General features: G+C 72.5%; 24 protein-coding genes. 14 read left to right on the top strand and 10 right to left on the bottom strand.

Annotated features, from left to right (window positions below; all coding sequences use genetic code 11):
* Position 1: 1 nt before the first annotated feature.
* Both BLQ63_RS20265 and BLQ63_RS20270 read right to left on the bottom strand, forming a co-directional pair.
* A complete protein-coding gene (locus BLQ63_RS20265) occupies positions 2 to 652 on the bottom strand; it encodes a response regulator (protein WP_091039344.1) in 651 nt (216 codons plus the stop codon).
* On the bottom strand, positions 649 to 1,767 hold the full coding sequence (locus BLQ63_RS20270; RefSeq protein WP_091039345.1) for a sensor histidine kinase: 1,119 nt from the start codon (positions 1,765 to 1,767) through the stop codon (positions 649 to 651). The genes BLQ63_RS20265 and BLQ63_RS20270 overlap by 4 nt, the downstream gene beginning before the upstream one ends.
* 137 nt (positions 1,768 to 1,904) lie before the next feature.
* On the opposite strand from BLQ63_RS20270, the gene BLQ63_RS20275 reads away from it, so the two are divergent.
* The 6 genes from BLQ63_RS20275 (at position 1,905) to BLQ63_RS20300 (ending at position 6,217) form a co-directional block, all read left to right on the top strand.
* On the top strand, positions 1,905 to 2,819 hold the full coding sequence (locus tag BLQ63_RS20275; protein ID WP_091039346.1) for an ABC transporter ATP-binding protein: 915 nt from the start codon (positions 1,905 to 1,907) through the stop codon (positions 2,817 to 2,819).
* Positions 2,820 to 2,821: 2 nt separating this feature from the next.
* Positions 2,822 to 3,595 carry an ABC transporter permease gene (locus tag BLQ63_RS20280; RefSeq protein WP_091039347.1) on the top strand — a complete coding sequence of 258 codons (774 nt, stop codon included), beginning with the start codon at positions 2,822 to 2,824 and terminating at the stop codon, positions 3,593 to 3,595.
* A 91-nt stretch (positions 3,596 to 3,686) separates the two neighbouring features.
* Positions 3,687 to 4,604 carry a DMT family transporter gene (locus tag BLQ63_RS20285; RefSeq protein WP_091039348.1) on the top strand — a complete coding sequence of 306 codons (918 nt, stop codon included), beginning with the start codon at positions 3,687 to 3,689 and terminating at the stop codon, positions 4,602 to 4,604.
* A 30-nt stretch (positions 4,605 to 4,634) separates the two neighbouring features.
* Positions 4,635 to 5,171 (top strand): hemerythrin domain-containing protein, encoded by a 537-nt coding sequence (locus tag BLQ63_RS20290; protein ID WP_281188050.1) that lies wholly within the window; start codon positions 4,635 to 4,637, stop codon positions 5,169 to 5,171.
* 237 nt (positions 5,172 to 5,408) lie between these two features.
* Positions 5,409 to 5,819, top strand: a complete 411-nt coding sequence (locus BLQ63_RS20295) for a YbaB/EbfC family nucleoid-associated protein (protein WP_091039350.1) — start codon at positions 5,409 to 5,411, stop codon at positions 5,817 to 5,819.
* Positions 5,819 to 6,217, top strand: a complete 399-nt coding sequence (locus tag BLQ63_RS20300; protein WP_091039351.1) for a hypothetical protein — start codon at positions 5,819 to 5,821, stop codon at positions 6,215 to 6,217. Before BLQ63_RS20295 ends, BLQ63_RS20300 begins: the two co-directional genes overlap by 1 nt.
* Before the next feature lie 36 nt (positions 6,218 to 6,253).
* On the opposite strand, the gene BLQ63_RS20305 is transcribed toward BLQ63_RS20300, so the two are convergent.
* Positions 6,254 to 6,589: an ArsR/SmtB family transcription factor gene (locus BLQ63_RS20305; RefSeq protein WP_091039352.1), complete on the bottom strand. Its 336-nt coding sequence runs from the start codon at positions 6,587 to 6,589 to the stop codon at positions 6,254 to 6,256.
* A 57-nt stretch (positions 6,590 to 6,646) separates the two neighbouring features.
* Between BLQ63_RS20305 and BLQ63_RS20310 the strand changes: the two genes are divergently transcribed.
* Positions 6,647 to 8,521 carry a heavy metal translocating P-type ATPase gene (locus BLQ63_RS20310; protein ID WP_091039353.1) on the top strand — a complete coding sequence of 625 codons (1,875 nt, stop codon included), beginning with the start codon at positions 6,647 to 6,649 and terminating at the stop codon, positions 8,519 to 8,521.
* Here BLQ63_RS20310 and BLQ63_RS20315 read toward each other — a convergent pair whose 3' ends face one another.
* The 3 genes from BLQ63_RS20315 to BLQ63_RS20325 form a co-directional block, all read right to left on the bottom strand.
* On the bottom strand, positions 8,522 to 9,919 hold the full coding sequence (locus BLQ63_RS20315; RefSeq protein WP_091039354.1) for an MFS transporter: 1,398 nt from the start codon (positions 9,917 to 9,919) through the stop codon (positions 8,522 to 8,524). It abuts the gene before it with no gap.
* An 83-nt stretch (positions 9,920 to 10,002) separates the two neighbouring features.
* Positions 10,003 to 10,362: an ArsR/SmtB family transcription factor gene (locus BLQ63_RS20320; RefSeq protein ID WP_091039355.1), complete on the bottom strand. Its 360-nt coding sequence runs from the start codon at positions 10,360 to 10,362 to the stop codon at positions 10,003 to 10,005.
* A gap of 55 nt (positions 10,363 to 10,417) precedes the next feature.
* Positions 10,418 to 11,059: an arsenate reductase ArsC gene (locus tag BLQ63_RS20325; RefSeq protein WP_091039356.1), complete on the bottom strand. Its 642-nt coding sequence runs from the start codon at positions 11,057 to 11,059 to the stop codon at positions 10,418 to 10,420.
* Between the two features lie 220 nt (positions 11,060 to 11,279).
* Here BLQ63_RS20325 and BLQ63_RS20330 point away from each other — a divergent pair, with 220 nt between their 5' ends.
* Genes BLQ63_RS20330 through BLQ63_RS20340 form a run of 3 tightly spaced genes read left to right on the top strand, consistent with a single transcriptional unit; the run spans position 11,280 to position 13,163 of the window.
* Positions 11,280 to 11,651 (top strand): ArsR/SmtB family transcription factor, encoded by a 372-nt coding sequence (locus BLQ63_RS20330; RefSeq protein WP_091039357.1) that lies wholly within the window; start codon positions 11,280 to 11,282, stop codon positions 11,649 to 11,651.
* Positions 11,648 to 12,754: an ACR3 family arsenite efflux transporter gene (arsB, locus tag BLQ63_RS20335; protein ID WP_091039358.1), complete on the top strand. Its 1,107-nt coding sequence runs from the start codon at positions 11,648 to 11,650 to the stop codon at positions 12,752 to 12,754. Before BLQ63_RS20330 ends, arsB begins: the two co-directional genes overlap by 4 nt.
* Complete coding sequence (locus BLQ63_RS20340; protein ID WP_091039359.1) at positions 12,747 to 13,163, top strand: arsenate reductase ArsC; 417 nt, start codon at positions 12,747 to 12,749, stop codon at positions 13,161 to 13,163. The genes arsB and BLQ63_RS20340 overlap by 8 nt, the downstream gene beginning before the upstream one ends.
* Positions 13,164 to 13,182: 19 nt before the next feature.
* Here BLQ63_RS20340 and BLQ63_RS20345 read toward each other — a convergent pair whose 3' ends face one another.
* Positions 13,183 to 13,611 (bottom strand): DUF6223 family protein, encoded by a 429-nt coding sequence (locus BLQ63_RS20345; RefSeq protein WP_143015009.1) that lies wholly within the window; start codon positions 13,609 to 13,611, stop codon positions 13,183 to 13,185.
* A 232-nt stretch (positions 13,612 to 13,843) separates the two neighbouring features.
* Here BLQ63_RS20345 and BLQ63_RS20350 point away from each other — a divergent pair, with 232 nt between their 5' ends.
* The 3 genes from BLQ63_RS20350 to BLQ63_RS20360 all read left to right on the top strand — a co-directional run bounded on the left by BLQ63_RS20350 (position 13,844) and on the right by BLQ63_RS20360 (position 17,475).
* Entirely contained in the window at positions 13,844 to 14,971 is a 1,128-nt protein-coding gene (locus BLQ63_RS20350) for a sensor histidine kinase (protein WP_091039361.1), read from the top strand.
* The gene (locus tag BLQ63_RS20355) at positions 14,968 to 15,627 is read left to right on the top strand and encodes a response regulator (RefSeq protein WP_091039362.1); all 660 of its coding nucleotides are present in this window, start codon (positions 14,968 to 14,970) and stop codon (positions 15,625 to 15,627) included. Before BLQ63_RS20350 ends, BLQ63_RS20355 begins: the two co-directional genes overlap by 4 nt.
* A gap of 162 nt (positions 15,628 to 15,789) precedes the next feature.
* Entirely contained in the window at positions 15,790 to 17,475 is a 1,686-nt protein-coding gene (locus tag BLQ63_RS20360) for an AAA family ATPase (protein ID WP_091039363.1), read from the top strand.
* Between the two features lie 24 nt (positions 17,476 to 17,499).
* Here BLQ63_RS20360 and BLQ63_RS20365 read toward each other — a convergent pair whose 3' ends face one another.
* Positions 17,500 to 18,255, bottom strand: coding sequence for an SDR family NAD(P)-dependent oxidoreductase (locus BLQ63_RS20365; RefSeq protein ID WP_091039364.1), 756 nt, complete (start codon positions 18,253 to 18,255; stop codon positions 17,500 to 17,502).
* An 85-nt stretch (positions 18,256 to 18,340) separates the two neighbouring features.
* On the opposite strand from BLQ63_RS20365, the gene BLQ63_RS20370 reads away from it, so the two are divergent.
* Complete coding sequence (locus BLQ63_RS20370; protein WP_245681028.1) at positions 18,341 to 18,934, top strand: TetR/AcrR family transcriptional regulator; 594 nt, start codon at positions 18,341 to 18,343, stop codon at positions 18,932 to 18,934.
* Between the two features lie 143 nt (positions 18,935 to 19,077).
* On the opposite strand, the gene BLQ63_RS20375 is transcribed toward BLQ63_RS20370, so the two are convergent.
* Complete coding sequence (locus BLQ63_RS20375) at positions 19,078 to 19,491, bottom strand: VOC family protein (protein ID WP_091039366.1); 414 nt, start codon at positions 19,489 to 19,491, stop codon at positions 19,078 to 19,080.
* Positions 19,488 to 20,579, bottom strand: a complete 1,092-nt coding sequence (locus BLQ63_RS20380) for an isocitrate/isopropylmalate dehydrogenase family protein (RefSeq protein ID WP_091039367.1) — start codon at positions 20,577 to 20,579, stop codon at positions 19,488 to 19,490. The genes BLQ63_RS20375 and BLQ63_RS20380 overlap by 4 nt, the downstream gene beginning before the upstream one ends.
* Between the last annotated feature and the right edge of the window lie 70 nt (positions 20,580 to 20,649).

Below are 20,649 nucleotides of genomic sequence, written 5' to 3' on the forward strand. Positions count from 1 at the left end.
GTCAGTCGAGCAGGCCGTGGTGGAGCGCGCGCAGCACGGCTCGGGTGCGGTCGCGAGTGCCCAGCTTCGCCAGGATGCTGGAGACGTGGTTCTTGACCGTGCCCTCGGCGAGGAACAGCGCCTCGGCGATCTCGCGGTTGCTGAAGCCCGCGGCGAGAAGCCGCAGCACGTCGCGCTCGCGGTCGGTCGGCGGCTGGATCAGCGCCTCGCCGACGCCCAGCGCCGGATCGTCGATCCGCTGCAGCGAACGCAGGAGCCGGTCGGTGATCGCCGGCCGCAGGAGCGTCCCGCCTTCGGCCAGCGTCGACACCGCGGCCACGAGCCGCTGGAGCGTGACGTCCTTGAGCAGGTAGCCGCGCGCGCCCGCCTGGATCGCGCCCAGCACCAGCTCATCGTCGTCGAACGTGGTCAACACCAGCACGGGCACGTCGATGCCGCTGTCGCGCAAGGCGTTGAGCGTCCAAATGCCGTCGTGGCGGGGCATGCGCAGATCCAGGAGCACCACGTCGGGCCGGGTCTCGGCGATGACCGACAGCGCGGCCATGCCGTCGTCCGCCTCGGCCACCACCTCGACGTCCTCGCAGAGGTCGAGCAGCCGCCGGATGCCGTGGCGGACCAGATGCTGGTCGTCGACGAGGCACACGCGGATCATGCGGCCGGCACCTCCGCCCGCACCGAGAACCCGTCCGCCCCCGAGAACCGCACCGTTCCGCCCAGCGACTCGAGCCGCTCGGCCATGCCGCGCAGGCCGTTGCCGACCACCACCTCGCGGGCCCCGACCCCGTCGTCGCGCGCCTCGAACGCGAGACGCCCGTCCTCCGAGACGATGTCGATCCACAGGTTCTCCGCCCGGGCGTGCCGGATCGCGTTCGTCACGACCTCCTGCACGCAGCGCACCAGCAGCCGCGTGCGCTCGGCGTCCGCCGCCACCGACGCACCGATGCGCAAGTGCACCACGGGCTCGGGCAGATCCGACACCACGGCCTCGAGCACCTCCCGAAGCCGCGCGTCGTCCTCGCGCATCTCCCCGACGGTCGCCCGGACGTCCCCGAGCAGCTCCCGCGCCAGCTCCTTCGCCCGGTCGACCGACTCGCCCCGCTCGGACCCGCGCCGATGCGAAGCGATCTCCAACTCCAGGGACAGCACCGTCAACTGGTGTCCGAGCAGGTCGTGCAGCTCCCGGGCGATGCGCAGCCGCTCCTCGGCACGACTCGACTCCGCCAGCAGCGCCCCCGCCGCCCGCAACCGGACGTGCGCCTCGGCGATGCTCCGACGCAGACGGGTCTCGCGCTGCATCGCCTTCACGCTCAGGACGCTCGCGGCCTGAAGCGCCAGGTACAGCAGCGCGACCATGCCGATCTCGTACGCCTCCCCGTACCCGCTCGCGGCGATCCCCACGACCGCGGTGTTGACCGCGACGAGCACCGCCGAGACCCATTCCGGGACGCTGTAGGCGCTCACGGCCACGGCGAACACCAGCAGGATCGGCGTCCATCCCGCCGACGGCGCGGTCAGCACCAGCACCGGAGCGAGCACCGACTGGGCGGCGAGCGCGGCGACCGTCACCCGGCGCGGCGCCACCTCCATCAGCCACATGCTCGTGAGGAACGCCGCGGCGAACGCCGCGTACAGCAGCAGCCACCAGCCGTTCGGGATCAGCGGCAGCCGCCCGCCCCGGACCCCGACGACGACCACCGGCGCGCTGATGGCCAGGCAGACGATCGTCACGACCACCCCGCCCCAGCCGTCGGCCCCCAGTCGTCTCATCGGCCCCAGCTTAAGCGCCGCCGCGCGCCGCCGCCCGTGCCGGAAGTCACGGGTCCGATCCATGACCTCTCGCACGCGCGGCCGGGGCCCCGCGGCCCATAGCTTCGAGTCGCGAGGAAAACCCGAGAGGAGACCCGATGCCCGTCATCGAAGTGCGCGGTCTGCGCAAGACATACGGCGACAAGGTCGCGGTGGACGACGTCAGCCTGACCGTCGAGCCGGGGGAGGTCTACGGCGTGCTCGGCCGCAACGGCGCCGGCAAGACCACGACCGTCGAGGCCGTCGCCGGACTCCGCAACCCCGACGCCGGCACCCTGAGCGTCCTCGGACTCGACCCCCGCCGCGACCGCGCCCGGGTCCGCCAGATACTCGGCGTACAGCTCCAGGACGCCGAGCTCCACAGCGCGCTCACCGTGCACGAGCTGGTGCGCCTCCACCGCTCCTTCTACCGCGGCGGCGCCGACCCCGAAGAGCTGATCGACCGCGTCGGCCTGACCGATCGGCGCCGCACCCGCTTCGAGAACCTCTCGGGCGGCCAGCAGCAGCGGCTCAACATCGCGCTCGCCCTCGTCGGCCGGCCCCGCGTGGTCATCCTCGACGAACTCACCACGGGCCTCGATCCCGAAGCGCGCCGCGGCATGTGGGCCATGGTCGAGCGCCTCCGCGACGGCGGCGTGACCGTGATGCTCGTCAGCCACCACATGGAAGAGGTCGAACGGCTCTGCGACCGCGTCGCGCTCATCGACAAAGGACGGGTCGCCGCCGTCGACACCCCCGCCGGACTCATCGCCCGCTCCGGCCTGGACCAGCAGGTGCGCTTTCGCACCGCCGAACCGTTCGACACCGCCGTCCTCGACCGGCTCGACGAGGTCGACGCGGTGCGACTCGACGGCGACCAGGTCGTCGCCACCGGATCGGGGAACCTCCTCCACGCCGTCAGCACCGCCCTCGTCGGCGCCGGCGTGACCGCACTGGACACCCGGTTCGAGCGGGCGACGCTCGAAGACGCCTTCCTGACCCTGACCGGCAGCCGCTTCGACGGAGAGGCCTGACCATGTCCGCCACCGAATCCATCACCGCCCGCCGCCCCGGCGCGCGCGCCTGGGCCGTCCTCATCGCCGCCGAGGCCCGCATGGTCTCCCGCGACACCGCCGGCCTGCTCATCCCGTTCGGCCTGCCGCTGCTCATCCTCGTCATGAACGGCCTCGGATCGGCCGGCCAGACCACCGCCGACGGCGTCGGCGTCTTCGAGCGCTACGTGATGCCGGTGGTCCTGACCATCGTCATCGCCGTGGTCGGCGTGGTGAACATGCCCAGCTTCCTCGCCTTCTACCGCCGCACCGGCGTACTGCGCCGACTGGCGGTCACCCCGGCGAACCCCGCCATGATCCTCGCCGCCCAACTGATCGTCGCCCTCGTCCAGTCCATGATCGGCGTCGCCGTCGGCGTGGCCGCCGCGATGCTCTTCTTCGACGTCGGCCTCCCCGAACGGCCGGGCACCGCGCTGGCGGTCTTCGGCCTCGCGTCGCTCACGATGTACGCCATCGGCATGCTGGTCGCCGCCATCGCCCCGACCGGCAACGCCGCCGTGGCGATCGGCCTGACGCTGTTCTTCGCCCTGGGCGCGACGGGCGGCATGTTCGGACCCACCGAGAACCTGCCGGAGCCGCTGGCCGCGGTCGGCGAAGCCCTCCCGTTCGGCGCCGCCGTCCAAGCCGTCGGCGACGCCTGGACCGGTGCCGCGCTGAACCCGTCGCACCTCATCGCCCTGGCCGCCGCCACCGCGATCAGCGCCGCCGTCGCGGTCAAGTGCTTCCGCTGGGAATGACCCGCCGGAAACGGCGACGGTTCGGCCCGGCCCGCCGCGGCTACCCTTGCGGCCGGCGCCGCGCCCGGCGGCGGCCGCGGAAGGAGACCGCGTGCGTCCACTCGACAGGCTCTACGCCGCGGGTTTCGTGGTGGCCTGGAGCTCCGGGTTCATCGGCGTGGAACTGGGCACCCGCGACGCCTCCGCCGTCACCTTGCTGACCTGGCGATTCCTGGTCCTCGCTCTGCCCGCGGCCGCCTGGATCGCCCACCGCCGCTCCAGGTTCGCCGGCCGCGACCTGCGCCTCCACCTCGTCATCGGGGCCTTCGCGCAGGTCGGCTACCTGAGCGGGGTGGCCTTCGCCGCGCAGCTCGGCGTCGCACCGGGCGTCGTCTCGCTCATCGCGGGCCTCCAACCGCTGATCATGGCGGTGGCCGCTGCCGCGTTCCTCAGCGAGCGGACCAGCCGCCTCCAAGTGCTCGGGCTGCTCATCGGCCTCGCGGGCGTGGCCCTGGTGGTCTCCGTCGACGGCGGCGGGCCCGTCCCGCTGTGGGCGTACGCGCTGCCGCTGGGATCGGTCCTGAGCCTGGTCGCCGCCACCGTCGTCGAACGCCGCACCCGACCCGACAGCCTCGGCCCGATCGACGCCCTCGCCGTGCAGTTCCTGTTCGCCGCGATCGCCTTCACCATGATCGCGGCCGCGGGGGGATACCTGCGACCCGCGGCCACCCCGGACTTCTGGGCGGGCGTGATCCTCACGGTGGTCCTGGCCGGCATCGGCGGATACGGCCTGTACTGGGCCGTGGTCCACCGCAGCGGCGCCACCGTCGCCTCGAGCCTGCTCTACCTGACGCCGCCCACCACACTGCTGTGGGCCTGGGCGATGTTCGGCGACCAGGTGACCGGCCGGGCGTGGGCCGGCCTGGCCGTCACCGCGCTCGGCGTCGCGCTGGCGCTGCGGCGCGGTCCCGGCCCGCCCCCGCATGAATCGAGCACGGCCGGGTATCCGGGCGTCACCGAACGTCGATGAGAGAGGGGCAGCGCCGTGTCCGGTGATGTGGTGGATCTGATCATGGCCGACCATCGTGAGGTGGAGCGGTTGTTCGACGAGCTCAAGCAGCATCCGCAGAAGCGCCCGCTGCTGGTGCCGGTGGTGTCGGCGCTGCTGGTGGCGCACAGTCGGGCGGAGGAGGCCGAGGTGTACCCGGCCGCGAAGTCGGAGGCGGGTGAGATCGAGGAGGTCGCGCACAGCCAGCACGAGCACGAGGAGGCCGAGGAGCTGCTGGTGCGGCTGACGGAGGCCGATCCGGAGTCGCCGGGGTTCGATGTGGCGCTGGAGAAGCTGGTCGAGGCGGTTACGCATCATGTCGAGGAGGAGGAGTCCACGGTGCTGCCGGGGATGAGGACACGCCTCGACGACGCCCGCCGCAGGGAGCTGGGGGAGGCGTTCGCCGCCAGCCGCGCCGAGCATCTGGGCGACCGGCCGGGTGAGGCCAGGAAGGCCGAGCTGGAGCGCCAGGCCGCCAACGCGGGCATCACCGGCGCCTCGTCGATGGACAAGGCCCGACTCGCCGAGGAACTCAAGCACTCCTCCTGAGCCGCGCAATCCGCGCTGGTGACCGGCTCGGTCCCCGGCTGTCCATGTGGTCGGAAGTCTCCGTGCCCGTCCGGGGGCCGCTGCCGGTGCGATGAGCGCAAGGCCGCCGAACCGCCCGCGGGATCGATGGCCCCGGTGCGGAGGACGGTCTCGACGCGATCGAGGAAGCGCTCGACGCCTGACAGGGTGAGATAGGGTGACTTTGCTTCGTATTGCGACCAAGGAACGGGAGTCTCGGTGCCTGAGGGAGAAGAGGCCGCGCAGCGCCTCGCGCAGTCGCGGGCGGCTCTGGCGCAGGCGGGCGCCGCGCCCGAGGAGAACCAGGCCCGGCCGGTGACCGCCGAATCGGCGAACGGTCTCGTGTCGGTGACCCTCGGCGTCGAAGGACGGGTCGAACTCATCAACGTGGAGCCCAAGGCGTTCAAGGAGGGTTCCGACTTCATCGCCGAGCACGTGCTGCTCGCGGTGAACGACGCGCTCGACCAGCGGGCCGCGATGGTCGGCACCGAGGAGCCGGTCCTCGACCTCGAGGCGGTCGACCAGTCGATCGCCGAGATCCAGGACGCCTCACTGGCCCGGTTCGGGGCCATGAGCGCCTCGATCACCCAGGTCATGGGCAAACTCGGCAGCGCGGGACGGGGAGTCTGATGTTCGGAGAAGACCTGGTCGGCCAGCAGCTCGCGGAGGTGCGCGACCTGCTAGCGAAGGCGCCCGGCACGCCGGGGGAGCAGGCCGAGCCGATCCTGACCGAGGCCGCCGACGGCCGCATCAAGATCACCCTCGGGACCGACGGCCGCTTCGAGCGGATCAAGATGACCCTCAGCGCGCTCAAGGACGGCCCGGACGCCCTTGTCGAGCAGCTCAAGCTGGGGCTGAACGACGCCCTCGACCAGCGTGCCGCCGCGACCGCGGTCGCGGCGCCCGAGCTCGACATGGAGACCGTCAACGAGAAGGTGGCCGAGCTCCAGGACGCGTCGCTGCGCCAGTTCCAGGTCATGACGGCCTCGATCCGCGAAGTGATGGCCAAGCTCGACGCGCGTCGATGACCGGGCGTCGCCTCCCCGAGGGCCGGTAGCAAGGCCCTATTCGACGGCGGTGCGGCGCCGGGCCACGGCGGCGTGCCCCAGGGCCTGTTCGATGAGCGGTTCGAGGTGGCCGTCGGCGACGGAGTAGTAGACGAACGTGCCTTCGCGCCTGGTGTTGACCAGTCCGGCGAGGCGGAGTTTCGCGAGGTGCTGGCTCACGGCGGTGGGGCGGGCGCCCGACAGCTCGGCGAGGCAGGCGACGTTCTCCTCGCCCTGGAGCAGCGCCCACATGAGCTTGAGGCGAGTGGGGTCGGCGAGCATCCGGAGCGCGTCGGCGGCGGCCTGGACCTGGTCGTCGTCCGGCATGGTGAAGTCCGGGATGCCCTCGTGCATGGCACTGAGCCTACCGTACCTTGCTATCTTCGTACTTGCGAAGATACGATCATGCGCATGTTCGAGAAGATGTTCCGGCTGCCCGACGTGCGCTGGGCCGCGACCGCCCTCGCCCTGTTCGCCGCGGGCGCCGCGGCCCAGTTCTCCGGCGCCCCCTCGTGGGTGTGGATCGGCGCGTACGCGGCCTGCTACGTCGCGGGCGGCTGGGGCCCGGCATGGGAGGGCGTCAGCGCACTCGCCCAGCCGCGCTTCGAGGTCGACCTGCTCATGGTCCTCGCGGCGGTGGCCGCCGCGCTGATCGGGCAGTGGTTCGACGGTGCGCTGCTGATCGTCATCTTCGCGACCTCCGGTGCGCTGGAGGCGGTCCTGACCGAGCGGACCGCCGAATCCGTGCGGAGCCTGCTCGAACACGCCCCCGAACGCGCGGTGCGCGTCGCCGACGGGCGCGAGGAGACCGTGGACGCGGCGGTGCTGGTCCCGGGCGACGCGGTCCTGATCCGGCCGGGCGAACGCGTCCCCGCCGACGGGACCGTCACCGCCGGCGAGTCCGAAGTAGACGAGTCGACGCTCACCGGCGAGGCCCTGCCGGGCCGCAAGGCCCCGGGGTCGGCGGTACTGGCCGGGACGCTCAACGGCACCGGCGCCCTGGAGGTGCGGGTCGGGCGCGCCAGCGAGGACACGGTGCTGGCGCGGATCGCCCGGCAGGTCGAGGAGGCCGCCGAGGCGAAGTCGAAGACCCAGCTGACCATCGAGCGCATCGAGCAGCCGTACTCCCTGGCGGTGGTCGGGGCGACGCTCGCGCTGGTCGGCATCCCGCTGCTGGCCGGGGCGGCCTTCGAGCCGACGCTGCTGCGCGCCATGACCTTCATGATCGTCGCCAGCCCGTGCGCGATCGTCCTGGCGACCATGCCGCCCCTGCTGGCCGCCGTCGCCCTGGCCGGACGCCAGGGCGTGCTCGTCAAGAGCGGCCTCATGATGGAGCGCCTGGCCGAGGTCGACGCCGTGGCGTTCGACAAGACCGGGACGCTGACCAACGGCGAACCCCGCGTCGAGCGCCTCACCGTGCTCGAAGGCGACGAGGCCCGCCTGCGGACGCTCGTCGCCTCGGCCGAGGCGCGCAGCGAACACCCGCTCGGACGGGTGCTCGCGGAGATCGGTCCGGTGTCCGCGGCCGAGGCGTTCGAGGCGCTGCCGGGCCGCGGCGTCCGCGCCCGCGTCGACGGCGTCGACCTCCGGATCGGGCATCCGGTCCTTTTCGACGACACGGAAGCCGAAGCGGCCCGAGACATCGTGGCCGAATTCGAACGCCAAGGCCTGACCGTGGCCGTGGTGGTCGCCGACAAGCGCCCGATCGGCGTCATCGGCCTGTCCGACACCGTCCGGCCCGAAGCCGCCACCGCGGTGGCCGACCTCAAGGCGCAGTTGGGAACCGAACCCAGCCTCCTGACCGGCGACCACCCGGCCGCGGCCCGCCGCGTCGGCGCGGTGGTCGGCATCGACGCGGTCGAGGCCTCGATGCTGCCCGGGGACAAGGCCGACCGCCTCGCCGGTACCCGGACGCTCTACTGCGGCGACGGGGTCAACGACGCCCCCGCGCTTGCGGCCTCCCATGTCGGCGCGGCCATGGGAGGCACGGCCTCGGACCTGGCGCTCCAGTCCGCCGACGTCGTCCTGGTCGGTCGGCGGCTCACCGCGCTGCCCGCCGCTGTCGACCTGGCGCGCAAGGCCGGACGCGTCGCCCGGGCCAACCTGGTCTTCGCTGCGGCCGTGATCGCGGTGCTGGCGACCTGGGACCTCGTCGGCGAGCTGCCGCTCGTCGTCGGCGTCGCCGGCCACGAGCTGTCCACGGTCATCGTGGGACTCAACGGCCTGCGACTGCTGTCCAAGCGCCACTGGCGCGAGCGGCGCGCCGAACCGGCCCGGCTGCCGTGATCACTTCGCGCTCGACGCGGCCGCAGTCCGCCGGTCCTGTCGCCGCTCGTCGCACGGGCGACCCGATCGGTTCTCCGGCCAATGCCGGTGCAGCGCATCGATGACGTAGTCGTGCGAGTGGCTCCAGCCCTCCGGGGCGGCGCGGGCGCCGGTCAAGTGCGGATCGTCCGGGCCGAGCCGCGCGTGGACGTGCGCGAGCGCCTGTGTCTCGCGCCGAGGCCAGACGACGGGCCCCGCAATCGCCGCCGCCGCGGCGACGACGGCCAGCGCGGCGGCCGCCGCGCTCATGCCCGCCTGGGCGGCGAGCCATCCGGCGAGGGGATAGGTCACGAGGAACCATCCGTGGGAGAGGGAGAACTGCGCGGCGAAGGCGGCGGGCCGGTCGCCGGCCGTCGCCGAGGCGGTGACCAGGCGCCCGGTCGGCGTCAGGATCGCACCCGTCGCGGCCCCGAGGACCGCCCAGATCGCGAGCAGCGCGGCCCATCCGAGCAGGTCGCCCGAGAGTGCCGCCGCGAGGACGATCAGCCCCGCGGCGAGCGTGCACGCGGCGGGGATCATGACCTGCCGGTCGGTGCGGCGCTTGAGGAGCCCCGGCAGCAGCAGCGCGGCGGCCATCGAACCGGTCCCGTACGCGCCCAGGGCGATCGCGACGTCACCGCCGCCGCGTCCGAGGCCGTCCCGGACCAGCACGACGGTGTTGACCACGACCATCGCGGTCGAGGCGGCCACGGCCAGGTGCATCAGCAGCAGGCCCCGCAGCCGCGGCGTGGCGAGGTAGAGGCGGAATCCGCGAGTGGTCGTCGCCCAGCGCCCGCCGCCGGTCGGCCCGGGTTTCGGCAGTACCACTGAGCCGACCAGGACCGCCGAGGCGAGGAAGCCGACCGTGGTCCCGGTGAACAGCCACTGGTAGCCGACCAGAGCCAGCAGCCCGGCGGCCAGCACGGGGCTGACCAGGCTCTCCAGGTCGTAGGCGAGGCGCGAGAGCGAGAGCGCCTTCGTGTAGTCGGCTTCGCGGGGGAGGACGTCGGGGAGGGTCGCCTGGAAGGTCGGGGTGAAGGCCGCCGAGGCCGCCTGCAGCACCAGGACGAGGACGTAGACCTGCCAGATCTCGGTGACGAACGGCAGCGCCAGCGCCACGGCGGCGCGCGCGATGTCCATGGCGGCCATGAGGGTCCGGCGGGACACCCGTTCGGCGAGCGCGGTGGCGACCGGGCCGATGAGCAGGTAGGCGAGCATCTTGATCGCCAGGGCCGTGCCGAGCACCGCGCCGGCCCGTGCCCCGGCGAGGTCGTAGGCGAGCAGGCTCAGTGCCACGGTCGCCAGGCCGGTGCCGGCGAGGGCGATGGCCTGGGCGGCGAACAGGCGGCGGTAGGCGCGGTGGCGCAGCACGGAGAGCACGGTGCGGTCCTCGGCTCGGGGACGGTGACGCCCCGACCGTAACATACATGTGCGCACGTGCGCACATATCGATCACATGACCGTCAGGCGTGCCAGGGCTTGCCGCTGACCTGGTGGTCGGCGCGGCTGAGCGCTTCGAGCACGAGGCGGCGCAGGTGCCCGTCGGTCAGCGAGTAGACCGCGCGCCGGCCTTCGCGGCGGGGCTGCACGAGTCCGGCGAGGCGCAGTTTCGCCAGGTGCTGGCTTACCGCGGTGCGGGCGGCCCCGGTGGTCGCCGACAGTGCGGTGACGTCGGCTTCGCCCTCGGCCAGCACCCACAGGAGGTGGAGGCGGGTCTGGTCGGCCAGGAGCGCGAACACGCTCGCGGCGGCGGCGAACTGCTCGCCGGAGGGCGAGACGTGGTGCAAACCGTTTGCAGGAGCCGGTCGTTCGCGTTCGGGCATGGGCCCATCCTACGTGCGGCGCGACTCCCGCCGGCGCTGCCGCGATCGGCCCGGTTCAGGCGAGGAGTTCTTTCAGGAGCGTCCGGACGCGCGCGTCGACGTCGTCGCGCAGGCGCCGGGCGAAGGCGAGGTCGCCGCCCGCGGGGTCGTCCAGTTCCCAGTTCAGGTACCGCTTTCCGGGGTAGATCGGGCAGGCGTCGCCGCAGCCCATGGTGATCACGACGTCGGAGGCGCGCACGGCCTCGTCGGTCAGCGGCTTGGGGAACTCCCGGGCGATGTCGACCCCGACCTCGGCGAGCGCTTCGACCACCGCGGGGTTCACCGCCTCGGCGGGCGCCGACCCCGCCGAGCGGACCGTCACCCGGCCGGCGGCGTGGTGATGGAGGAGGGCGGCGGCCATCTGGGAGCGCCCGGCGTTGTGCACGCACACGAACAGCACCTCCGGCTCCTGCGAGACCGCCAGGCCCGCGGCCTTCGCGGTCGCGGACAGCCGCTCGGCGGCGAACCGCTCGGCCAGGACGTAGACGTGGGTCTGCACGCGCGCGGTCGCGGCCAGCACGATGTAGGAGTCGTCCAGGCACTCCCGGACCGTCTCGGGCGAGAACGTCGCGGCGAACCGCTCGGCCAGCCGCGCGGCGGAGGTGTCGAGCAGCATCGCCGCCGAAGGCGGGACGGCGAACTCGTCGGCATGGGGCATGAGGGGATCCCTTCGATCCAGGGCACCATAAACTCGATGAACATCTAATTAGATAATCATCTAATATGACGCCGCGGTGAACTTCCACCGGTGCCCACGCGTACGCCGAGTGAACCCCCGGCACCCACGCCCTGCTCGGTGTCCGAGTCGCCCGCGCATGAGGCGGACGTGCCGCGATGCCCGACTGGCAGGCTGCTTAGACATCAGTCAAACTAGACGCATGTCGAAGCAAACCGTTCGCGCGCCGCTGCCGCTCGCCCTGGCCGACTGCCACACGCCGTTGACGGCCGAACCGCTGAGCGCCGACCAGGCCGAGCGGCTCGCCCCCTCCTTCAAGGCCCTCGGCGACCCGATCCGGCTGCGGCTGCTCTCCCTCATCGCCTCCTTCGAAGGCGGCGAGGCGTGCGTGTGCGACCTGACCGACGCCTTCGACGTCTCCGCGCCGACGATCTCCCACCACCTCAAGGTCCTCCGCGAGACCGGACTCGTCGCCTCCGAGCGCCGCGGCACCTGGGTCTACTACCGCGCCGAGCAGACCGCCCTCGACCTGCTCTCCACCGTGCTCTCGGTCCCGCAGGGAGCGACCGCATGACCGCGGCCGACCGGGTCGAGACCCCCATGGGCGGGCGCCTCTCGACCCTCGACAAGTACCTGCCGGTCTGGATCGGCGCCGCCATGCTCGCCGGCATCGCGCTCGGCCAGTGGATCCCCGCGGTCGGCAAGGCGCTCAACGCGATCCAGATCGGCGGCATCTCACTGCCGATCGCGGCCGGGCTGCTCCTCATGATGTACCCGGTCCTGGCGAAGGTCCGCTACGACCGGCTCGAGACCGTCACCGCCGACAAGCGCCTGCTCCTCTCGTCCCTGGTCCTGAACTGGCTCATCGGCCCCGCGCTCATGTTCGCCCTCGCCTGGATCTTCCTGCCCGACCTGCCCGCGTTCCGCACCGGACTGATCATCGTCGGCCTCGCCCGCTGCATCGCCATGGTCGTCATCTGGAACGACCTCGCCTGCGGCGACCGCGAAGCCGCCGCCGTCCTCGTCGCGCTCAACTCGGTCTTCCAGGTGATCGCCTTCGGCGCCCTCGGCTGGCTCTACCTCGACGCCCTCCCGCGCTGGCTCGGCCTCGACTCGACCGGCCTGGAGGTCTCCGGCTGGGAGATCGCCCTCAACGTCGCCGTCTTCCTCGGCGTCCCCCTCGCCGCCGGGTACCTCACCCGCCGCATCGGCGAACGCCGCAGGGGCCGCGACTGGTACGAAGCCCGGTTCCTCCCGAAGATCGGCCCGTTCGCCCTCTACGGCCTCCTGTTCACCATCGTCGTCCTCTTCGCCCTCCAAGGCGAGGCGATCCTCGACCGGCCCATGGACGTCGTCCGCATCGCGCTGCCGCTCCTGGCCTACTTCGCGCTCATGTGGGCCGGCTCGTTCGCCCTCGGCAAGGGCATCGGCCTGAGCTACGAGCGGACCGCGACGCTCGCGTTCACCGCCGCGGGCAACAACTTCGAGCTCGCCATCGCCGTCGCCATCGCGACCTTCGGCGCCGCCTCCGGCCAAGCCCTCGCCGGCGTCGTCGGCCCCCTCATCGAAGTCCCGGTCCTCGTCGGCCTCGTCTACGTGAGCCTGTGGGCCCGCCGCCTCTTCCGCGCACCCGAACCCGTGACCACCACTGCAGCAAAGGAACACGACCATGTCTGACAAGCCTTCGGTGCTCTTCGTCTGCGTCCACAACGCCGGGCGCTCCCAGATGGCCGCCGGCTGGCTCACCCATCTCGCCGGGGACCGCGTCGAGGTCCGCTCCGCCGGGTCCACCCCGGCCGAGAGCGTCAACCCGGCCGCGGTCGAAGCGATGAAGGAGGTCGGCATCGACATCTCCGACCAGAAGCCGAAGATCCTCACCACCGACGCCGTCCAGGCCTCCGACGTGTGCATCACCATGGGCTGCGGCGACGCCTGCCCGATCTTCCCGGGCAAGCGCTACCTCGACTGGAAGCTCGACGACCCCGCCGGTCAGGGCGTCGAGGCCGTCCGCCCCATCCGCGACGAGATCAAGACCCGCATCGAAGGCCTCCTCGCCGAACTCTTCCCCGACGACGCGAGGGCCTGAGCCCCGAAACCGCTGCGGCTCAAGCGCTCGCGTCGGCGGCCCGCGAACGAGTCCGGGCCCTCCAGCCGAGGACGAGACCGACCGCGCCGAGCACGACGGCGAGGCCGGACCCGACCACGCCGTTGCCCGTCCCCGGACCCCCGTCGGCGACGGCCAGCGCGACCGCCGCAATGCCGATGCCGACCACGGCCGCCGCCATCGCGATGAGCGCACTGGTCCGGCCGCCGCCGCGCCTGGCGCGCACCAGCGCCAGCGCACCGGCGCCGACACTGCCGATCGCCACCAGGTCGGCCGCGATGGAAGGCCCCCGGTCCTGGATGTCGTAGCCGGCGGCCACGACCTCCGCGGCGGCCGCCGGTGAAGCGAGCACGACCGACCCGACGGCGATCGCGGCGGCGGCGGCGATCACCAGTTCGGATGCGGCCCTGGCATTGCGGGAAGTACTCATGGGGATGTCCCCTTTCAGGAGCTCCGGCTCCGGGTTCGGAGCACTGCTCGATCGTCGCCCCCGGGCGGCCCTGTGGGCGTCGCCCCGGCGGCGGCTTTTCGCGCTGCCGCGCCGAGCGCCCCCGCCTGCCGCGGCAGTGGCAGGAGCCGCGGAATGTACGGCGTTCGCGGTAGGCGCCCGCTCGACCCTCAGGCGGTTTCGCCCACGCGATCGCCCGACTAAGGTTCGCGACATGAACATTGGACGGTCCACGGTCTGGGCCAGCGTGCGGCATTGGGCGATCCCCGTCGCGGTGGCGGCGCTGCTGGTGGTCACCGCAGCGGCGGGGGACCACCCCGCCACCGGGATCGGCGCCGCCGCCTACGCGCTGCTGGCCGTCAGCGGCCTGGTCCTGGCCGTCGCCCGCCGGGCTCCCGTGCTCGCCTTGATCGTCACGGGCCTGTGCGCCGTGGGCTATCAGGCGGCGGGCTTCGACATCGCCGCCGTCGCCTACCTGTTCGCGGTCTACGCCGCCGTGCGGGCGGGCCGCCGCGTCATCGCCGCGGCGGCCTCACTGGCCATGATCGCGGCGCTGCCGCTCGCCGCCCTGGCGTCCGGCGTGCAGGACACGGGCGACGCGTTCACACAGGGCCGCAACGCTTTGGAACTCGCCTGGCTCATTGCGGCCGCCGCCGCCGGCGAGGCCCTGCGGCAGGCCGAGCGGCGGGCCGACGAGGCCGAGCGCTCGCGCGAGGCGGCCGCCCGGCGCCGCGCCGACGAGGAGCGGCTCCACATCGCCCGGGAACTGCACGACTCGCTCACCCACCAGATCTCGGTCATCAAGGTGCAGGCCGAAGTCGCCGTCCACCTGTCCCGCAAGGCGGGCGCCCCCGTTCCCGAAGCGCTGCTGGCGATCCAGTCGGCCAGCCGCGAGGCGAGCCGGGAACTGCGGGCGACACTCGAGGCCCTGCGCGACGACGACACGCGGCCGCCCCGCGGGATCGGCGACATCCCCGAACTGGTCGAACGCGCCCGCGCGCTCGGCCTGGACGCGACGCTGTCCATCGACGGCGAGCCGTACACCGTCCCGGAGGCGTTGGGCCGCACCGCCTATCGCATCGTCCAAGAGGCGCTGACCAACACCGCCCGACACGGGGCCGCGACCTCGGCGACCGTCGGCATCGGATACCGCCCCGACCTGGTCGCCGTCACGGTCGACGACGACGGCGAGGCCGCCCCCGGCGGCCCGCCGGTTCCCGGGATCGGGCTGCTCGGCATGCGCGAGCGGGTCACCGCGCTGGGCGGAAGCCTGCACGCGCGGCCCCGCGACGACGGCGGCTTCCGCGTCGAAGCGGACCTGCCGGTGGACCGGGCCGCATGATCCGCGTCCTGCTCATCGATGATCAGCCGCTGCTGCGCAGCGGATTCCGGGCCCTGCTCAACCTGGAGGACGACATCGAGGTCGTCGCCGAGGCGGGCGACGGCGAACAGGGCGTGCGCCTGGTGCGGGAGCACCTGCCCGACGTCGTGCTCGTCGACATCCGCATGCCGGTGGTCGACGGCATCGAGGCGACCCGGCGCATCGCCGCCGACCCGGCCCTGAGCGCGGTGCACGTCGTGGTCTTGACCAACTACGGCTTCGACGAGCACGTCCTGGAGGCGCTGCGCGCCGGAGCGGCGGGCTTCCTGGTCAAGGACATCGAGCGCGAAGACCTCCTGCACGCGGTGCGCGTGGCCGCCCGCGGGGACGCGCTGCTCGCCCCCTCGATCACCCGCAGGCTCATCGACCGGTACGTCGCCCAGCCGACCCTCGGGAACACCGGCGGCGTCGAGGGGCTGACCGGCCGCGAGCGCGAGGCCGTGGTCCTGGTGGCCCGGGGCCTGTCGAACGACGAGATCGCCGAACGGATGGCGATCAGGCCCATGACCGCGAAGACCCACGTCAACCGGGCGATGTCCAAACTCGGCGCCCGCGACCGCGCGCAACTGGTCGTCCTCGCCTACGAGACCGGCCTCCTGGTGCCCCGCAACCGGTGAAGCGCGAACGCACGCCCGGTGAACCTGCCGGTTTCCCGCCGGTTCTCCTCCTCGCACATCGTGTCTCCCACTGGGAGAATGGCATTCGCGCAATCGCCTCCGCCGCGAATGCCGTCCCCAGCGCCCGGACTCGCCGGAGTCCTACGATCCACCGGAGCGGACATGTCCTTCTCTACCGCAACTGAATCGGCCTCGGCAGTCTGGTCCCGCGGGGTCGGGCTCCTCGACGACGGCGACCTCGTGCGCGCGTCCGACTGCTTCGAGCACGTCCTGGAGTACGACCCCCGCGCCGCGGACGCCTGGCTGGGCCTGCACGCCTGCGGGGAGCGGCAGGACGAGGCGCTGCTCCGGATGCTCGAGCACCGCGACCAGCTCGGCAGGCTGCGCAAGACCACCGGACTCGCGCTCAAGTCGAAGTACTTCATCGGGCAGTTCGTCGACTACACCCTCAGCGACGTCTACGACGCCTGGCTCGCCCACGTGGCCGGGCTGCTCGACGCCGGGCAGGGCGACCGCGCCGCCAAGGCGCTGGCCACGGCCGACGACCAGGACCACGACGAGGACGACCGGATCAGGTTCCTGCGGGCCCGCCTCCCCTTCGTCCGGGGCGAGTGGAGCGAGGTGCTCGACGCGGCGCAGAACATCGCGACCCCCTCCCTCCACGACGAGGCCCAGTTCTACGTCGCCGCCTCCCTGATGCGCATGAACGCCCACGGCGAGGCCTTCAAGGTCATCGAGGGCCTGCCGACCGGCAAGAGCGCCCCGCACTTCGACGCGCACCTCTCCTTCCTGCGGGGCACGGCCCTGGAGTCGCTGGGGGAGGGCGCGACGGCGGCGCAGGCGTTCCAGCGCGCCTACCGCCTCGCCCCCGACGTCGAGGAGTTCGCCGAGCGCGCCGACGCCGTCCACCTGCCCAGGACGATGGAGACGACCGATGTCCGGCCGTCGCGCCCGACCGACTCCGGCGACGCGCGCGGCACCGGCGGCCGGGCGGGCCTGCTCGCCGTGGCCGCACGGGAACTGGACGCCATGATCGGGCTCAAACCGGTCAAGGACCAGATCAACACCCTGAAGGCCCAGTTCAGAATGGCGGCACTGAAGGAGGAGCGCGGGATCAAGACCGCCTCTCGGCCCCAGCACTTCGTGTTCGCCGGACCGCCCGGGACCGGCAAGACCACCGTCGCCCGGATCATGGGCGAGATCCTCGCGGGCCTCGGCCTGCTCGAGCACGGCAAGGTCGTCGAGACCCAGCGCGGCGACCTCGTGGCCGGGTACCTGGGGCAGACCGCCACCAAGACCCGCGAGAAGATCGAGGAGGCGACCGGCGGCATCCTGTTCATCGACGAGGCGTACTCGCTGGCCAATGAGGGCTACGACGGCTACGCGGACGTGTTCGGCGACGAGGCGATGCAGGAGATCCTGACGGCCGCCGAGAACCGGCGGGACCGGCTCGTCATCGTCCTGGCCGGCTACACCGACGAGATGCAGCAACTCTTGTCCACCAACCCGGGCCTGAAGTCGCGCTTCTCCACGGTGATCGAGTTCCCGTCGTACTCGGCCGAGGAACTGGTCGCCATCGCCGTCTCGTTCCTTTCTGCCGCAGGCGAATCCCTCTCGGCCGAAGCCGAGCGCTCGCTCCGGGCCGGCTGCGAGATCGTCGTCGACTCGGGCCAGATCGACGCGCTCGGCAACGGCCGGTTCGTCCGCCAGCTCTGCGGCAAGGCCGCCGGCCAGCGCGATCTGCGACTGCTCCGCCACTACGGCGACAGCGGGATGCCGACGACCGCGGAGATGACCACGATCGAGGCCGTCGACATCGCGAACGCCCACGAAGAGCTCGCCGCCTGACCCGCCCCGGCCAGCCGGGACGCCCTAGAGGTTGGAGCCGCCCGTGGCGTCGATGACCTGCCCGGTGGTCCACCGGCCCGCGTCCGCGGCCAGGAACAGGACCGGCCCGGTGATGTCCTGCGGCAGGCCGACGCGGCCGAGGGCCGCCCGGGCCGCGGACGCCGCCTGGGCTTCGGGGTTGCCGCGCAGCCAGGAGGCGTTGACGTCGGTGTCGGTGATGCCCGGCGCGACCGCGTTCACGGTGATGCCGCGCGGCCCCAGTTCCGCGGCGAGGGCGAGCGTGAAGGCGTCCACCGCGCCCTTGGCCATGGCGTACGCGATGCCTTCGGGGAAGGCGATGCGGGTGACGCCCGAGCCGATGTTGATGATGCGGCCCCCGTCGGGGATGAGCTGCAGGGCCCTGCGGGTGAGGAAGAACAGCGACTTGGTGTTGACGGCGAAGACGCGGTCGTAGTCGTCCTCGCCGACCGTGCCGATGCCGCCGTACGCGCCGACGCCGGCGTTGTTGACGAGGATGTCGAGCGCGTCCCCGCCCAGCTCGACGGCGAGGGCGTCGACGAGCGCATCCGCCCCGCCGGCCGTCGCGAGGTCGGCCCTGACGGTGAACGCGATGCCGCCTTCGGCTTCGATCGCCGCGACGGTCTCCTTGGCGGCCTGGGCGTTCGCGTTGAAGTGCACGACGACGCGGGCACCGGCCCTCGCCAGCTCGACGGCGATGGCGCGGCCGATGCCCCGGCTCGCACCGGTGACGAGCGCGGTCTTTCCCGAGAGGCTGAACATGGCGGCTCCTTTATTGAGCGATCGATCAAGAATATGTCCGGCACGACGGTACCAGATTCTTGAACGGTCGCTATACAATGGGGCGGTGACCCGAGGAAGACCCAGGTCGTTCGACCGAGACGCAGCGCTCGAGCAGGCCCTGCGCGTGTTCTGGAAGCACGGCTACGAGCCCGCCTCGATCGCCGCGCTCACCGAGGCGATGGGCATCCGGCCGGCCAGCCTCTACGCCGCCTTCGGCGACAAGCGCCGCCTCTTCGGCGAGGCCGTCGCCCGCTACCAGGCCACCTACGGCGCCTTCCCGGGCGCGGCGCTCGCCGAGGAGCCGACCGCGCGCGGCGCGATCGAGCGGATGCTCCGCGAGATCGCCGTCAACTACACCGATCCGGCCCATCCGCCCGGATGCCTGGTCATCTCCGGCGCGGTCAACCACGGCCCCGACGCCGCCGACGTCGAGGACGAGCTGCGGGAGATCCGCCGGCGTTCGCGCGCGGCCGTCGCCGAGCGCCTCCGCGACGGCGTCGCCGACGGCGAGCTTCCCGAGGACGCCGACGTCGACGCGCTCGCCGAGTTCATCGCTGCCGTGGTCCGGGGCATGTCGCGCTCCGCCCAGGACGGCGCGACCGCCGCGGACCTGCGCGACGTCGCCGACCTCGCCATGAACGCCTGGCCGCGACCGTGACCGCATCCCCCGCGTCCCGCGTGGCGGTAACCGAGAAGACCACCCGGCAAAGCACCCCGGACCGGACGGGTGCGGTCCGCATCGGCGCCTAGGTGGTGTTTCCCAACTCCGGATAGCGGCCAGCCGGGGCTGGTAAACACCACCTAGTCCTGCTCCACGATCTCGACCACGACGCCCGGCGGCGCGGTCTCGAGGAACGCGCACGGCAATCCGTACCCGCCGGTGAAGACCTGGTCCGCGCTCTCGCCGCGCGTCCGCAAGAACTCCGCGGCGTTGTCGACGGCGAAGCAGACATGATGCAGCCCTTCGCCTTTCGCCGCCAGGTGATCGGCCACCGGCCCGGGCCGCAGCGGCTGGACGATCTGGAAGCCCGCCCCGGTCAGGTCCTCCTCGGCCGCGAGCCACACGAGCCGGACGCCCGCGTCCTCGACCACCTCGTCGTGGACGCGGCGCAACCCCAGCGACTCCTCGTACCACCGCGCGGCCCGATCCGCGTCGTGCGCCGCCACGGCCACGTGATCGATGCGCCGCACCGCGTCGGGGCTGTTCGCGCTCATGCCCCGATGGCCCCGACGATCGCCTCGCCCATCGCCGAGCAGCTCGCGGTGCCGCCCAGGTCCGCGGTGACCGTGCCACCGTCCGCCAAGACCGACAGCACCGCGCCGTCGATGAGCTCGGCGGCGCGCAGCGCCCGGTCGTCGCCGTGCCGGCGCCCGAGCCAGTCGAGCATCATCGCGGCGGACAGGACCATCGCGGTGGGGTTCGCCCGGTCCCGGCCGGCGATGTCCGGCGCCGACCCGTGCGCGGGCTGGAACATGCCGTGCTCGTCGCCCACGTCACCGGACGCGGCGAGGCCCAGGCCCCCCACCGTGGCCGCCGCCAGGTCGGAGATGATGTCGCCGAACATGTTCTCGGCGACCACGACGTCGAAGTGCGAAGGACGCTGGACCTGGAACGCGGTCATGGCGTCCACGTACACGTGGTCGGTGCCGATCTCCCCGTGCTCCTTCGCGACGTCGTCGAACACCGAGCGGAAGAACGCGTAGGAGCTGAGCACGTTCGCCTTGTCCACGCAGGTGACCATGCGGCGCCCGTCCAGCGGCCGGCCCCGGCGCCCCTCGGCCAGCTTGAAGGCGACCTGCGAGACCTTGCGCGTCCCGGTGTCGGTGATGACGATCGTGTCCGTCGCGACCTCGTTGCGCACATTGGTGCCGCCCGTGCGCGACGCGTACAGGCCCTCGACGTTCTCGCGCACCACGATGTAGTCGATCGGGTCGCTCGCCGCCAGCGTCGGGCGCACGCCCGGCAGCGAGCGGACCGGCCGGATGCCCGCGTACAGGTCCAGGGCGAAGCGGAGGCGGAAGATCACGTCGCCGTTGACCTCACGGCCGTCGGGGTGGCGCGCCTCGGGCAGTCCGATGGCGCCCATCAGGATCGCGTCGGCGTCCCAGCACGCCTCGAAGGTCTCCTCGGACATCGCCGCCCCCGTGCGCTGCCAGCGCGTCGCGCTCGCGTCGTGCGCGTCGACGTTCACCGTCAGACCGCCAACGACCGAGGCCGCCCGGTCCAGCGCGGCCACGGCCACCTCGGTGATCTCCGGGCCGATCCCGTCCCCGGGCAGGGACACCACTGTGTAAGCGCTCATGACACTCCCTCGTGCAGAAATTGGTATTACCACTTTCACGATACCAGACGACGGAACTCAACGTTATTTG

The sequence above is a fragment of the Glycomyces harbinensis genome (genome assembly GCF_900101745.1).
GTDB lineage: Bacteria > Actinomycetota > Actinomycetes > Mycobacteriales > Micromonosporaceae > Glycomyces > Glycomyces harbinensis.

Excerpts from the sequence above, each read along its gene's own strand:
- BLQ63_RS20300 (WP_091039351.1), top strand. The coding sequence starts at position 5,819 with ATGTTCGGAGAAGACCTGGTCGGCCAGCAGCTCGCGGAGGTGCGCGAC.
- BLQ63_RS20380 (WP_091039367.1), bottom strand. The coding sequence starts at position 20,579 with ATGAGCGCTTACACAGTGGTGTCCCTGCCCGGGGACGGGATCGGCCCG.
- BLQ63_RS20375 (WP_091039366.1), bottom strand. The coding sequence starts at position 19,491 with ATGAGCGCGAACAGCCCCGACGCGGTGCGGCGCATCGATCACGTGGCC.
- BLQ63_RS20310 (WP_091039353.1), top strand. The coding sequence starts at position 6,647 with ATGTTCGAGAAGATGTTCCGGCTGCCCGACGTGCGCTGGGCCGCGACC.
- BLQ63_RS20365 (WP_091039364.1), bottom strand. The coding sequence starts at position 18,255 with ATGTTCAGCCTCTCGGGAAAGACCGCGCTCGTCACCGGTGCGAGCCGG.
- BLQ63_RS20275 (WP_091039346.1), top strand. The coding sequence starts at position 1,905 with ATGCCCGTCATCGAAGTGCGCGGTCTGCGCAAGACATACGGCGACAAG.
- BLQ63_RS20305 (WP_091039352.1), bottom strand. The coding sequence starts at position 6,589 with ATGCACGAGGGCATCCCGGACTTCACCATGCCGGACGACGACCAGGTC.
- BLQ63_RS20355 (WP_091039362.1), top strand. The coding sequence starts at position 14,968 with ATGATCCGCGTCCTGCTCATCGATGATCAGCCGCTGCTGCGCAGCGGA.
- BLQ63_RS20265 (WP_091039344.1), bottom strand. The coding sequence starts at position 652 with ATGATCCGCGTGTGCCTCGTCGACGACCAGCATCTGGTCCGCCACGGC.
- BLQ63_RS20330 (WP_091039357.1), top strand. The coding sequence starts at position 11,280 with ATGTCGAAGCAAACCGTTCGCGCGCCGCTGCCGCTCGCCCTGGCCGAC.
- BLQ63_RS20350 (WP_091039361.1), top strand. The coding sequence starts at position 13,844 with ATGAACATTGGACGGTCCACGGTCTGGGCCAGCGTGCGGCATTGGGCG.
- BLQ63_RS20340 (WP_091039359.1), top strand. The coding sequence starts at position 12,747 with ATGTCTGACAAGCCTTCGGTGCTCTTCGTCTGCGTCCACAACGCCGGG.
- BLQ63_RS20325 (WP_091039356.1), bottom strand. The coding sequence starts at position 11,059 with ATGCCCCATGCCGACGAGTTCGCCGTCCCGCCTTCGGCGGCGATGCTG.
- BLQ63_RS20345 (WP_143015009.1), bottom strand. The coding sequence starts at position 13,611 with ATGAGTACTTCCCGCAATGCCAGGGCCGCATCCGAACTGGTGATCGCC.
- BLQ63_RS20360 (WP_091039363.1), top strand. The coding sequence starts at position 15,790 with ATGTCCTTCTCTACCGCAACTGAATCGGCCTCGGCAGTCTGGTCCCGC.
- BLQ63_RS20320 (WP_091039355.1), bottom strand. The coding sequence starts at position 10,362 with ATGCCCGAACGCGAACGACCGGCTCCTGCAAACGGTTTGCACCACGTC.
- BLQ63_RS20270 (WP_091039345.1), bottom strand. The coding sequence starts at position 1,767 with ATGAGACGACTGGGGGCCGACGGCTGGGGCGGGGTGGTCGTGACGATC.
- BLQ63_RS20280 (WP_091039347.1), top strand. The coding sequence starts at position 2,822 with ATGTCCGCCACCGAATCCATCACCGCCCGCCGCCCCGGCGCGCGCGCC.
- arsB (WP_091039358.1), top strand. The coding sequence starts at position 11,648 with ATGACCGCGGCCGACCGGGTCGAGACCCCCATGGGCGGGCGCCTCTCG.